Annotated in this window: 14 protein-coding genes and 1 pseudogene; 6 read left to right on the top strand and 9 right to left on the bottom strand. The window is 66.0% G+C overall.

The genetic code is table 11. The features are described from left to right. Positions 1-104: 104 nt before the first annotated feature. The 7 genes from ACW179_RS08750 to ACW179_RS08720 all read right to left on the bottom strand — a co-directional run bounded on the left by ACW179_RS08750 (position 105) and on the right by ACW179_RS08720 (position 6,678). Complete coding sequence (locus ACW179_RS08750; protein WP_492063911.1) at positions 105-1,112, bottom strand: FecR family protein; 1,008 nt, start codon at positions 1,110-1,112, stop codon at positions 105-107. After that, entirely contained in the window at positions 1,039-1,632 is a 594-nt protein-coding gene (locus ACW179_RS08745) for an RNA polymerase sigma factor (protein WP_492063910.1), read from the bottom strand. The genes ACW179_RS08750 and ACW179_RS08745 overlap by 74 nt, the downstream gene beginning before the upstream one ends. Positions 1,633-1,983: 351 nt before the next feature. Then, positions 1,984-2,349, bottom strand: a complete 366-nt coding sequence (locus tag ACW179_RS08740) for a hypothetical protein (RefSeq protein ID WP_492063909.1) — start codon at positions 2,347-2,349, stop codon at positions 1,984-1,986. A 260-nt stretch (positions 2,350-2,609) separates the two neighbouring features. Continuing rightward, positions 2,610-3,380, bottom strand: a complete 771-nt coding sequence (locus ACW179_RS08735) for a MerR family transcriptional regulator (protein WP_492063908.1) — start codon at positions 3,378-3,380, stop codon at positions 2,610-2,612. An 87-nt stretch (positions 3,381-3,467) separates the two neighbouring features. Further along, positions 3,468-4,646 (bottom strand): hypothetical protein, encoded by a 1,179-nt coding sequence (locus ACW179_RS08730; RefSeq protein WP_492063907.1) that lies wholly within the window; start codon positions 4,644-4,646, stop codon positions 3,468-3,470. An 86-nt stretch (positions 4,647-4,732) separates the two neighbouring features. Continuing rightward, the gene (locus ACW179_RS08725; RefSeq protein WP_492063906.1) at positions 4,733-5,899 is read right to left on the bottom strand and encodes a hypothetical protein; all 1,167 of its coding nucleotides are present in this window, start codon (positions 5,897-5,899) and stop codon (positions 4,733-4,735) included. A gap of 188 nt (positions 5,900-6,087) precedes the next feature. After that, positions 6,088-6,678, bottom strand: a complete 591-nt coding sequence (locus tag ACW179_RS08720; RefSeq protein WP_492063905.1) for a GNAT family N-acetyltransferase — start codon at positions 6,676-6,678, stop codon at positions 6,088-6,090. Between the two features lie 114 nt (positions 6,679-6,792). Between ACW179_RS08720 and ACW179_RS08715 the strand changes: the two genes are divergently transcribed. Then, positions 6,793-8,100: an acyl-CoA dehydrogenase family protein gene (locus ACW179_RS08715; protein ID WP_492063904.1), complete on the top strand. Its 1,308-nt coding sequence runs from the start codon at positions 6,793-6,795 to the stop codon at positions 8,098-8,100. 146 nt (positions 8,101-8,246) lie between these two features. After that, positions 8,247-8,756, top strand: a complete 510-nt coding sequence (locus ACW179_RS08710) for a methylated-DNA--[protein]-cysteine S-methyltransferase (RefSeq protein ID WP_492063903.1) — start codon at positions 8,247-8,249, stop codon at positions 8,754-8,756. Here the strand turns inward: ACW179_RS08710 and ACW179_RS08705 are convergent. Then, positions 8,753-9,163: a DUF4345 family protein gene (locus ACW179_RS08705; protein ID WP_492063901.1), complete on the bottom strand. Its 411-nt coding sequence runs from the start codon at positions 9,161-9,163 to the stop codon at positions 8,753-8,755. The genes ACW179_RS08710 and ACW179_RS08705 overlap by 4 nt on opposite strands. A 356-nt stretch (positions 9,164-9,519) precedes the next feature. On the opposite strand from ACW179_RS08705, the gene groES reads away from it, so the two are divergent. The 3 genes and pseudogenes from groES to ACW179_RS08690 all read left to right on the top strand — a co-directional run. Further along, on the top strand, positions 9,520-9,810 hold the full coding sequence (gene groES, locus ACW179_RS08700; protein ID WP_010918572.1) for a co-chaperone GroES: 291 nt from the start codon (positions 9,520-9,522) through the stop codon (positions 9,808-9,810). Between the two features lie 61 nt (positions 9,811-9,871). Beyond that, the gene (gene groL / locus ACW179_RS08695; protein WP_492063900.1) at positions 9,872-11,518 is read left to right on the top strand and encodes a chaperonin GroEL; all 1,647 of its coding nucleotides are present in this window, start codon (positions 9,872-9,874) and stop codon (positions 11,516-11,518) included. Between the two features lie 95 nt (positions 11,519-11,613). Continuing rightward, a pseudogene (locus ACW179_RS08690) lies at positions 11,614-11,682 on the top strand (hypothetical protein); the annotation flags it as partial. Between the two features lie 13 nt (positions 11,683-11,695). Here ACW179_RS08690 and ACW179_RS08685 read toward each other — a convergent pair. Continuing rightward, complete coding sequence (locus ACW179_RS08685) at positions 11,696-12,352, bottom strand: tetratricopeptide repeat protein (RefSeq protein WP_492063899.1); 657 nt, start codon at positions 12,350-12,352, stop codon at positions 11,696-11,698. A gap of 119 nt (positions 12,353-12,471) precedes the next feature. Here ACW179_RS08685 and ACW179_RS08680 point away from each other — a divergent pair, with 119 nt between their 5' ends. Then, positions 12,472-12,786 (top strand): hypothetical protein, encoded by a 315-nt coding sequence (locus ACW179_RS08680; protein ID WP_492064276.1) that lies wholly within the window; start codon positions 12,472-12,474, stop codon positions 12,784-12,786. Positions 12,787-12,791 lie beyond the last annotated feature (5 nt).

The raw sequence follows: 12,791 nt of genomic DNA, 5'->3' as shown, positions 1-12,791 counted from the left end.
CTTGAAGCGATGCGAGGGGGGATTTTTTCCGTCTGCAGAGCGATATTGACTGCTCGCTATGTCACCCTGTGTTGCAATTCTCGGCAGAGCGACGCCGTCACGGCCTAATTTTGGGGCACCTTTTGACCAAGGTGAATTGCCGTCGGGGTCGCGCGCACCGACGCGCCGAGGGCCGCAGAGACCGCCTGCGCGAAGCTTTCAGCATCGTTGGTGTTGAACAGACCCACCAGCACCTCATCGCCAAGCGCTGGATCGTCCAGGATCAGCGGGCGGGGCGCATACCGGTTGAACTCTTCAATCGCCTGCGAAACCGTGCGTCCGGCAAGATCGATCTGCCCCGAGCGCCACGCCAGATCGCGCGCGATATCGCCGACCGACGAGGCGACCTCAAACAGGCCGTCAGCCCCCATGGTCAGGCGCGAGTTCGCCTCGACCCGCACCCGCCTGTCAGGATGATCGGTGAGCCAGGCCTCCACCACGCCCTCCGTCACGAGCACCTGACGCCGCGCTGCTGCGAGGTTGACGGAAAATGCGGTGCCGACGGCTTGAATGTTGAGGCCCGGCGTTTCGACCAGAAACGGGCGCTGATGATCCCGGGCGACCGAGAACCAGGCCTCGCCGCGCTCCATCTCGATACGGCGTCGATGCCGGGTATAGAGGACGGTCAAAGCGGTGTCGGTATTGATGTCAGCGACCGATCCGTCAGCCAAGGGAACGCGCCGCTGCTCGCCCCGCCGGGTCTGAATCCGGTCCGGGCGCGGCCCCAGGGGACCCAGCAGCGCCGCGACGCCCGCGGCTGTCGCAATGCCGCCCGCCGCCAGAAGCCACCGGCGCGAGGCATCGGGTTTGGCCGCTTTCAGAGAATCCTGCGGGACGGATGGCAAGGCCCGGGCGCGATCGGTGAGGCTTAAGGCCGCCTGGGCTCGCAACAGTGCGCCATTGCGCCGCGCGTCGCCGGCGATCCAGGCTTGAAGATCGCTCTCCAGGACAGCGGGATCGACAGAGTCGTCAAGCCGCAGGGCCCATCCAGCGGCGTCCTCATCGATCTCCTTTGCGGTTTGACCGCTTGTCATCGAGCGTTTCCCGCGCTGGTGACGGCTTGGAGACGCCATGCTCCTCCAGCGCCATGAGGATGAGCTGCAGCGCTCGCCGCATCTGCATTTCGACGACGTTTTCGGTCACGTTCAGCCGTCGGGCAATCTCCTTTTGGGAGATGCCCTGAATTCTGCGGAGCCTGAAAATTTCCCTGCATCGGTGAGGCAGCGCTTCGATGATCTGTTCAATCCGTCTGAGCTCCTCGCGTCCGGCGACAATGCGCTCGGGGCTAGGCTCATGATCAACGATGTTCGCCACCTCGATTTCCGTCATCAGGTCGAGACGGACGATGCGGGCGCGACGCAGGTTTTCCAGCGCGATGTTGCGCAAGGTCTGGAAAAAGTAGGCTCGGCCATTGGCGATGTGGGCGACCGAACCGAGCGCCGCGAGACGACAATAGGCCTCCTGGACGATGTCATCGACCTCGTGGCGTGCGGTGCCCAGGCGGTAAAGCCAGGCGCGGGCGTCCGCTTCATGGGGCAGGACCTGGGCCCCGACCCAGACAATGATCTCCCGTCGGCTTTGCTGATCTGACACTGACTAAGACCCCCCGGACAGTCATGCACATGGTGCGCACGGGTGGCGGGCTTTGCGACGGCAGGCAGGCGCAAGACGCCACGGAGTCTGGCTGGGCGCCGTGACTGTGCGCAATCTGCCTCAGGTTTTGCGCGATCTTGCCCCCATGCTGAACGACCGCCGTTCGCTCAGCGGGTGGGAGGAAAGCTGCTCTACCTTAAGGTCGCCAACCTTTTCGAGGCGCAGACGCAAGCGTCCGGGAGGTCTTCTTCGCCTCCAGGCCACAGGCCGTTTCCAGAGGCGCGACCTCGGCGCAGCGGGCGGGGAACGATCCAGACCGTCGCCCCCCTCTCTTGAAAGACGGAAAGAGGGCTACAGCCGCCCCCGCCGGCCACCCTTGAGCTTGTCAAGCGCCCGGCGTGCCGGTTCGACTTGTGCAGCGATGGGCGCAGCGACCGGGGCGGCGGCGGAGACGGCCATCTTGAGGTCGGTTATCGCCTTGGTGGCGGCAAGACCTGCGGCGACCTGCCGGGTCAGGGCCGGACGATCGGCCGGTGCGGCCAGGGCCACCTTGCGGACCATGGCGGCGATCTCGCCGGCGGCGCGGGCCTTTTCGCGAGCCCGGGCTATGGCGGCGGGGTCCTCGGCGCTTTCGACGATCGCCCAGGCCGCGTCGAGGGCGGCCATCAGCTTGATCTGCAGGTTCAGGCACCAGGTTGGGATGTCGGTTTGGGTCATGACCAGAAGTCTGCGGCCGTTTCCAGAGGTGGGGATAGAAAACGTGCGTTTTCGCGCAAGCTTTTGTATTCACTGAAGTCTGTCTGGAAAACTACGGGGATAGAGGGGGTCCGTCGGTCGTTGCAAGGACCGCAAAACCCTCTGTCTTCCTGGGCCTTGTGCCCAGGAAGACAGGACGGTGAATCGACAGCGCCCTCACCAAAAGCGCCCGCCCCGCCCTGTGGATAACTTTCCGCCACCGGGCGAGACGCTGCGCGGCCCTACGACCGCCCGATCGCAAACACCCGCATCGCCTCGGCCAGATATTCGGTCAGGTCGGGAGCGACCGCCTCGTAGCGGGCGGTGAACTCGGGCACCTCCAGATAGAGCCGCCCCAGCCCGGCGAAGCACTGCGCATCGGGGGTCCTGTTCCATCCCCGACCGACCCAGGCCCAGTGGCGCTGCATGATCGCCTGGACCCCTACGGAATCGGCCGGCAAGCCCTGGGTCAGGGCGCGGGCCAGATCCTGCTCGATCGCCTTCGCCTCATCCTGAAAGTCAGCCCCGTCGCGCGCCGACCAGGCTCTCATGCCCTCTTTCGACTCAGCGATCCGCCCGGCCATGTCATGGCCATAGGTCTCCACCAGCCAGGCCTCGTGGGCGGCCTGCTTTTCAGGGGAGAACCCCTGGAACATCGTCTTCTCATCCATCGTCTCGTCTCCGGTCAGGGTTTCGAGGGTCTGGTCGATGACATGGACAAGCCGGTCATAGTGGCGGGCCTGGGCAGCCAGCCGGACCCGGTGCGCGCGCAGGGCGGCGGCCGTGTCGAAGCCCGGATCGTCCAGGGCGGTCTGGATGTCGCGCAGGGGCGTCTCCAGCTCGCGATAGAACAGGATCTGCTGCAGGCGCAGCAGGTCGTCCCGGCTGTAGTGGCGATAGCCGTTGCGTCCCACAAAGCTGGGTCGCAGCAGTCCCAGGGCGTCATAGTGGTGCAGGGTTCGCACCGAAACACCTGACAGGCGCGCCATCTGTTTGACCGTATATGTCGTCAAGGACCCTTCCCTCCCGATGGCGGGATCACTGGGGTCTGCCGCAACGTGAGGGTCAAGCCACGGGCGAAGGGAAATTCTCGGGACGGCTCAGGCTGCCGCTTGGCTGGCCTCGCCGCAGGGCGTGCCTTCGGCGGCTTCAACGGGGCGGTCGTGGAAGACGGTGATGGCCGGGCCGCTGACCCGGGCGATGCCGCCCTCGCGACAGGCCTCCAGCTCGCCGGCGGTTCGCACGCCGGCCACCCCCTGCAGGACGGCCTTGATGCGATAGGTCGACTGGCGCTCGAGGAAGGTCTGAATGGCGGCGAGGCGCTGGCGTTCGTCGCCCTCCGGAAGGGCGAAGGTGACACTGTTGATCAGTTCCTGGGGCAGGTTGTGCACCGGGAAGGTCGGGTCCTGAACGTTCAGATCGAGGAAGGCAAAGCTGGACTTCAGCAGGGCGCGAATCTGGCTGAGCAGACCCAGCGAGGCCTCACGCGGCGTGCCATAGACGCTGGCACCCAGGCGGGGCTGCAGGTCTGCCGGATACCGCGACAGGCGGCGCTTGTAGGACTCCTGCGAGGCAGGGGTGGTCAGGTTCCAGAAGCCCAGCGGCAGGTAGAGATCGCCGAAGGCCGCCGCCTGCAGCAACGGCTGGGCGTCGTTCAGCCCGGCCAGGTCACGAACCAGCAGCTTCTCATCGTCGACCGGCGGCGGCCCCTCAAGGTCGGTACGCAAGCCCAGTATCGAGCCGCAGAAGCCCCCCTCCGCCAGGTCATAGAGCCCCCACCAGCCGGTCGCTGACTTCGGTTGGGCCTTGGCTGCGGCCGGCACCGGTCGCGGGGCTGGCGGGGCCGTAGCCCGCGCCACGGCCGCTTCCTCGCGGGTGCTGGGGACGGCGCGGATCTCCTCGGCGGTGATGGCCTGCACCCGCCCCGCCGGCCCAGCCGAGCCTTCGCCGCGATAGAGACCCGCCAGTTCGGCCTGGGTCAGGGTGGCAAACTTCAGGACAGCGGTCTCGTCGCCCTCGAAAGTCATCAGACAGACCTTGCCGCCGCAACGCTCGGGAAACAGCAGGGCCTCAAGCTCGGCGGCCATGGTCTGGACCTCGACCGGGTCGATCTGGCTGGCGCGATGATCGGCCAGGACGAAGGCCAGGGGGGCGACGGCACCGTAGCGTCGCGGCGCCATCCAGCGCGCGCCCAGATAGCTTTCAGCCTCCGCCTGCGCCTGGACGGCGGGAAAGGCGTCCTCCCCCTTCAGCAATCGAAGACAGGCAATGGCGGTCATGAGATTTGGGATACCCGCAATAGATCGCCAATTGGTTAGAGGACGCAGGTGCAGGCGGGGCGCGGAACGGCCCGCGCCGTAGGCGATCAGCCCTTGAGCGCCTCAGGCCTGAACGGCAGCTCCGCGTGCGGCAAAGCCATGTCCGGCAAGGGTTCTTCCAGCGGCGCACTGACTGCGGGGCCACTGATGGCCGACAGTCTCAGCTCACGGCAGAGGTCCAGTTCGCGTCTGGTCCGCAGCCCCGCGACGCCTTGTCGCAGCTTCAGATCCAGATATTGCCGCCGCCCGGACAGGAACTTGCGCAGGACCAGAAGCCGCTGCACCTCGTCGGCTCCTGAAAGCTCTAGCACGACGCCGTCGATCAGGTTGGCCGGGACCGCCCGGATGTTGAAGCCCGGGTCCTGCACCCGGACCTCGATCCGCGAGAACACCGGCCGGAGCAGCTCGCGCATCGGCGCGATCGCCAGGAACGGCAGGTCGCGCGGCACGTCATAGACCTGGGCGCAAAGCCGGCCCGCCACTGCGCGGCTCAGGGTCGAGAGGCGGGCCTGATAGGTGTCGCGCAGGCCGCTCCTGACCAGGCTCCACATGCGAAAATCCGTCTGCAGCCGCACGCCCGGCTGTCCGTCGAGGGTCGCCACCACCGTGTCCAGCATGGCGAGGTCAGCCTTCATGTAGTCGCCGTCCTCGAGCACCGTTCTGACGGGTTCCCGGGCCAGGCGCTGGGGTTGGCTGGTCTCGAAGCGCTCGCTGACGGGATTATAGACCCCACGCCAGGCCAGGCGTGGTCCGTCACCGGCCCCGACCTCGGCCCGGCTGGCATGGCGCGGCGTCGATCCCCACGGCGCGAGTTCCTGAACGCCGTCGCGGGTAACGACGCGCGTCCGTCCCACCGGTGGCGGCGGCTCGCCGCCCCGCATGGCCAGCAGCTCGGCTTCCGCCAGGCACGAGAAGCGCAGCACCTCGGCCTCGTCGCCCTCATAGGTCAGCATGCAAAGATCATCGCGGCCGTCGGTGCCAAACAGCCGGACCTGGAGTTCGGCCGCGATCTGCTTCAGCTCCTCACCGTCCAGAGCGTCGGCGTTGGGATCGATCAGCACATAAGCCCCCGGGGCCACCTGGCCGAAGCGGCGCGGTGACGGCCAGCGGCTCTCGATGTAAAGGGCGGCGGTCCTGTCGATACGACCGGGCGTCACGCCCTCGACCGAGGTCGCGCGCGCACCGTGCTCGATGCAGATTCTCAGACATGCCATTCCACCCATGCGCGGTAGAAGGCCAGAGAGGTCGTTACCAAAATCTTGGCCGACGGGGAAAAACCACGCAAGTCCATGCGCTTAGGGGAAAGCGCCGCGAAGTGCGCGTCAGGCGAGCTGCCGATCCCGCCGGGCCGCTCACCTGCGGTGGTGCTGCCTGGGAAAACACCCGCTCTCCGCGCGAGCCCTTAGTTGAAGGTCTCTGTCAGCCGGAAGTCGAGGCGCTGCTTGACGCCCGGCCAGTCGGCATCAGTGATCGAGAACACCGCCGTATCGCGCACATGGCCGGTCCAGGTGATCTTGTGATTGCGCAGCACGCCATCCTTGTCGGCGCCCAACTTCTCGACGGCGGCCTGGCTACGGGCGTTGCGCACATCGATCATGAACTCGATCCGGATGGCCCCGGCGCCAAAGGCGTGGGTCAGCATCAGCCGCTTGGACTCCGCATTGACCGGCCCCGAACGGGCGTCGGGGTGCAGGAAGGTCGAGCCAATCTCCAGACCCTTGTGCAGCTTGCGGATGTTCAGGAAGCTGGACGTGCCGACGATCCGGTTGTCCGACAGGCGGCGGATGGCAAAGCCGATGCGCTCACCGCGCTCGGTCTCGCCCTTCAGTGCGCCCCACCAGTCCTCAAAGCCTTCGCCACAGCCGTTGGTCGACATGATCTCCCAGCTTTCGGGGTCGCAGTCGATGGCGGCCTTCAGTTCGGCCCGCAGGTCGGCGGTGATGGGTTCGAGCCGGACATAGCGGCCTTCGAGGGGGAGACTCTGAATGTTCATGCGGCGCAGTTTGCCGTCTCACAGGGTGCCCTCGCAACCCCGCTTGCCGCCCGCGTTAACTCGATGCTACAAACGCTTCAAACAAGCGTTTGAAGACAGGGATTGGGAAGCGCCATGGATTTCGACATCTCACCGAAGCAACGTCAGTTCCTCGATCGCGTCGTGGCGTTCATGCACGAGCACGTCTATCCGGCCATCCCGGTCTATGAGGCCGAGATGAGCGTCATCGGCGCCGAGCGCTGGAAAGTCGTTCAGGTGGTCGAGGAACTGAAGGCCAAGGCCAAGGCCGCCGGTCTCTGGAACTTCTTCATGCCGCCGCACAGCGGCCAGACCCATGTCGACGATACCTTCCAGTTCGAGGGCGTGCAGCTCACCAACCTGGAATACAGCCTGATCGCCGAAGAGCTGGGCAAGGTCGGTTTCGCCTCGGAAGTCTTCAACTGCTCGGCGCCCGATACCGGCAATATGGAAGTGCTGATGCGCTACGGCACGCTGGAGCAGAAGGAGCGCTGGCTGCGCCCCCTGATGAACGGCGAGATCCGCAGCGCCTTCCTGATGACCGAACCGGACGTCGCCTCCTCGGACGCCACCAATATCGAGACCCGCATCGAGCGCGACGGCGACCACTATGTGATCAACGGCCGCAAGTGGTGGTCCTCGGGCGTGGGTGATCCGCGCTGCAAGGTCGCCATCGTCATGGGCAAGACCGACCCCGACAATGCCAGCCGCCACGCCCAGCAAAGCCAGGTCCTGGTGCCGCTGGACGCCCCGGGCGTCGAGATTGTCCGCATGCTGCCGGTGTTCGGCTATGACGACGCCCCGCACGGCCACGCCGAGGTGATCCTGCGCAACGTTCGCGTGCCGATCGAGGACGCCCTGCTGCTGGGCGAAGGCCGTGGCTTCGAAATCGCGCAAGGCCGCCTGGGCCCCGGCCGCATCCACCACTGCATGCGCACCATCGGCACGGCGGAAGTCGCGCTGGAAAAGATGTGCAAGCGCCTGATGAGCCGCAAGGCGTTCGGCAAGTACGTCTCGGACCACTCGGTCTGGGAAGAGCGCGTCGCCGATGCCCGCATCGACATCGAGATGTGCCGCCTGCTGTGCCTGAAGGCCGCCGACATGATGGACAAGGCCGGCAACAAGTCGGCCCGTCTGGAGATCGCCATGATCAAGGTCGCGGCCCCGCGCCTGGCCCTGAAGATCATCGACGACGCCATCCAGGCCCACGGCGGCGGCGGCGTGACCACCGATTTCGGTCTGGCCAAGGCCTATGCCGGCATCCGCACCCTGCGCCTGGCCGACGGCCCCGACGAAGTGCACCAGCGCACCATCGCCCGCATGGAATACGGCAAGTACGGCGACCTCGTTTACAAGCAAAAGGCCGAGAAAGAAGCGGCCCTGCACGTGCCGGGCATTCGCTAGATCCTAAGAAGCCCTTCCCGCCTTAAGGCAAATGTTCGCCATTTGTTTCTAATAGGTTATCCTCTCCCTTCCCCCTTGATGGGGGAAGGGAGCAAGGTCGCAAGGTCCGGGCGGACAGAAGGTGTTGGATCTCGGATAGTCGCCAGATGCCCACCCGCCTCACCCTCGACCGCCTCCCCTCGCCCCTCGGCGAAATCCTGCTCGTCACCGATGGAGCCGGCGCGGTGCGCGCGCTGGATTTCCACGACTACGCGCCGCGCATGATGCGGCTGCTGCGCCTGCACTATGGCGAGCAGCCCCTGGACGAGCGCCCCGCGCCAGCGACCATCCGCCTGGACCTGACGGCCTATTTCGAGGGCGAGCTTGCGGCCCTCGCCGCCATCCCCTGGGCCACCGGCGGCACGGCGTTTCAGCGGCAGGTCTGGACGGCTCTCACCGCCATTGCGCCGGGCCAGACCTCGACCTACGCCGCCCTCGCGGCGCGGATCGGCAGGCCCACCAGCGTGCGGGCTGTCGGCGCGGCCAACGGCGCCAATCCCATAGCCATCCTCGTGCCCTGCCATCGGTTGATCGGCGCGACAGGCGCATTGACCGGCTATGCCGGCGGATTGGAGCGCAAGGCTTGGCTGCTACGGCATGAGGGGGTCAAACCCTAGGCGATCATCCCGCCGCGCAGCACCAGCCGGCCGGCATTGAAGAAGGGCAAGGACAGGGTCAGGCCGATCAGGATCTCGAAGGCCAGGTTGCCCGCCTCGGTCCGCGCCGGCACGCCGTCCCGGCGAATGGCAACCACCCGCCCCAGAGCAGAGCCGAACCAGGCCAGGGCCAGGGCAAAGGCCATCGCCGCCCCGACCGACGGCTGGTAGCCGAGATAGAGCGCGGCCCCACCGTGCGCCAGCACCAGCAGCCCGCCGAACGCCCGCGCCTGGACCCGGTTGTTCGGGACGACCGCGTCCTGCATGCCGCCATCGGGCAGCGGCCGGGCCAGGGCCATGCCGCCGAAGACCCCGCCGATCACACAGGCGACGACGGCCATCAGCAGTGACAGGGCGTAGTTCGACATGCGCAGGGCGCTCCTCAGGATCCGGTCAGCCCGGCATGCGACGGACATCCCCGACGGCAAAACCCGTCAGGGCCGACCACGACCGCGCCATACTAGGCTGGAAGACAATATAGGCGAAGTCCGGGCGCGCCGCCGCATTCCGCCCCGCCAACCCCGAATCGGAGCCCGGACAGGGGGCCATTTCCCGCCCCTTCTTAACCGTCATCGCAAAAAGTTCGCCGAGCTCGTCCTTGACTCCCCCGGGGGGCGGACCTAACTCAAGCACCGCGTTGGCACTCGACGGTACGGACTGCTAACAGCAGCGTTTCCACCGCCAACGCCCCCTTTATCGATAACCGTCCCGACGGAGAACAACCATGAAATTTCGTCCCCTGGGCGACCGCGTCCTCGTGAAGCGCGTCGAAGAAGAAACCAAGACCAAGGGCGGGATCATCATCCCCGACACCGCCAAGGAAAAGCCGCAAGAAGGCGAAGTCGTCGCCGTCGGCCCCGGCGCCCGTAACGACAAGGGCGACGTCGTCGCTCTGGACGTGAAGGCCGGCGATCGCATCCTGTTCGGCAAGTGGTCGGGCACCGAAGTGAAGGTCGATGGTCAAGACCTGCTGATCATGAAGGAAAGCGACGTTCTGGGCGTGGTCGAGGCCTAAGCCCTCCTCCGTCCGACCAAGCTTTCCAACTCCAATTTCTCTTTAAGAAGGGCTCATACACATGGCCGCTAAAGACGTTTATTTCTCCTCGGACGCGCGCGACAAGATGCTGCGCGGCGTCAACATCCTCGCCAACGCGGTGAAGGTGACCCTCGGCCCCAAGGGTCGTAACGTCGTGATCGAAAAGTCCTTCGGCGCCCCGCGCTCGACCAAGGACGGCGTCTCGGTCGCCAAGGAAATCGAACTGGCTGACCGCTTCGAGAACCTCGGCGCGCAGATGATCCGCGAAGTCGCCAGCAAGACCAACGACAAGGCCGGCGACGGCACCACCACCGCCACCGTTCTGGCGCAAGCCATCGTTCAGGAAGGCCTCAAGTCGGTCGCCGCCGGCATGAACCCGATGGACCTGAAGCGCGGCATCGACAAGGCCGTCGCCATCGTCGTCGCCGAGATCAAGGCGTCGTCGAAGAAGGTCACCACCAACGCTGAAATCGCCCAGGTCGGCACCATCTCGGCCAACGGCGACAAGGAAGTTGGCGACATGATCGCCAAGGCCATGGACAAGGTCGGCAACGAAGGCGTCATCACCGTCGAAGAAGCCAAGACCGCCGAGACCGAACTCGACGTCGTCGAAGGCATGCAGTTCGACCGCGGCTACCTGTCGCCCTACTTCATCACCAACCCCGACAAGATGGAAGTGCAGCTCGAAGAGCCGCTCATCCTGCTGTTCGAAAAGAAGCTCTCCTCGCTGCAGCCGCTGCTGCCGGTGCTGGAAGCCGTCGTCCAGTCGGGCCGTCCGCTGGTGATCATCGCCGAGGACGTCGAGGGCGAAGCCCTGGCCACCCTGGTGGTCAACAAGCTGCGCGGTGGCCTGCGCGTCGCCGCCGTCAAGGCTCCGGGCTTCGGCGACCGCCGCAAGGCCATGCTGGAAGACATCGCCATCCTGACCGGCGCGCAAGTCGTGTCGGAAGACCTGGGCATCAAGCTCGAGAACGTTTCGCTCGAAATGCTCGGCAAGGCCAAGAAGGTCTCGATCACCAAGGACGACACCACCATCGTCGACGGTATCGGTGAGAAGGACGCGATCGAAGCCCGTATCGCCCAGATCAAGCGCCAGATCGAAGACACCACGTCGGACTACGACAAGGAAAAGCTGCAAGAGCGTCTGGCCAAGCTGGCCGGCGGTGTTGCCGTGATCCGCGTCGGCGGCTCGACCGAAGTCGAAGTGAAGGAAAAGAAGGACCGCGTTGACGACGCCCTCAACGCGACCCGCGCGGCCGCCGACGAAGGCATCGTCCCCGGTGGCGGCACCGCCCTGCTGAAGGCCTCGCAAGCCCTGGTGGGCCTGACCGGCGACAACGCCGACCAGACCGCCGGCATCGCCATCGTCCGTCGCGCCCTGCAGGCTCCGATCCGTCAGATCGCCGAAAACGCCGGCGTCGAAGGCTCGATCGTGGTCGGCAAGGTCCTGGAAAGCACCAGCGCCTCGTTCGGCTTTAACGCCCAGACCGAGCAGTATGTCGACCTGGTCGCCGACGGCGTCATCGACCCGGCCAAGGTTGTCCGCACCGCTCTGCAAGACGCCGCTTCGGTGGCCGGCCTGCTGATCACCACGGAAGCCGCCATCGTCGAGGCCCCCAAGAAGGGCGCCGGCGCCGGTGGCCCTCCGGGCGGCGGCATGGGCGGCATGGGCGACATGGATTTCTAAGAAATCCGGTCAGCGCTCGCTGAACCAACAAGAGAAGGGCGGAACCGCAAGGTTCCGCCCTTTTTCTTTGGTCAGTGTGGCGTGAGGCGACGGCCATTGTCCGCCAGCGCCCCGATGCCGATCTGATCGTTCAAGGCTGGGTCGTCGGCGTGATGGTCGAGGTGGCGTCCAGCACGTTCAGGGCGTCACGCCGCGCCGCAGCCATACAGCTTCGATGTTCTTGTCGAGCTTACGGGCTCGCTGGAGATCAACTTCACTGGCCGCCGCATCGCCCATGCGAGCCTTGACGACACCGCGCATGTACAGCGTGGTGGCAGACTTAGGATAGGCCTTCAGAACGGCGTCGTAGTCGGCGAGAGCCTCTTTCCATTCGCCCCGGCGAAAACGCACGAAGCCACGCGTATCGACGGGATCGTCGCCAGGTTCCAGCGCCACCGCCTTTTGCGAATAGGCCAGCGCCTCATCAAGCTCGACATTCCGCAGGGCGCGTATCCAGCCCGCATGGCTCCAGGAGTTGGGGCGGTCCGGCGCCAGACGAAGAACCTCGTCATGATCCCGCATCGCGCCTTCGTAGTCGCCAAGGCTCTCCTTTACGAACGCGCGTTCAGCCAATGCCCGGGCGAATTGCGGCTGGAGCGCCAGGACCTTGTCATATTCGACGATGGCGGCCGCATGGGCCTTGTCGTGGTCGAGGTGCCGGGCACGGGTCAAAGCGCGCTCCGTCGCCGGCTTCAGCGGTTGATAGAGTGGACTAGCCGGAGGCTGGTAGCGCTGGGCGAAGGCGGGTTCCACCGCCAGGGTCGCCAGCAGAAACGATAGAATGACAGATCGCATAACGCCCCCTCAGGACCAAATGCAGCCTAGGCGCGCACAAGACCTGAAACAACACCCGTGAGCTCCTGCTTTCTGCCATGCCGGTTGACGCCGCCCCCGCACCCGGCCAAGCAGCAGCCATGTTCCGCCAGCGCCCCGATGCCGATCTGATCGTTCAAGGCTGGGTCGTCGGCGTGATGGTCGAGGTCGCAGGCGAGCCCTATCCAGTCCGCCACTATTTCGGGGTCGGCAAGGCCGACCGTGCCCAGGCCGAGTGGTCGGCCGTGGACCGGGCCCTGGAGGCCGGGGCCGTGGCATCCAGCCCGTTCCGGGGCGTCGAACCGGTCGAGGCCCTGCGCGAAATCGTCGCCTACCGGATGGTCGAGCTGGGCCTCAAGCCGGGGGAGACCCGCGCCCTGGGCGACAAGTTTCCCCGCCGCTGGCTGCCGGTCTGAGGCCC

This window comes from Caulobacter sp. AVps18, assembly GCF_058681425.1.
The sequence above is the reverse complement of the archived record's forward strand: the minus strand, read 5'-3'. Positions and strand labels throughout refer to the sequence as shown.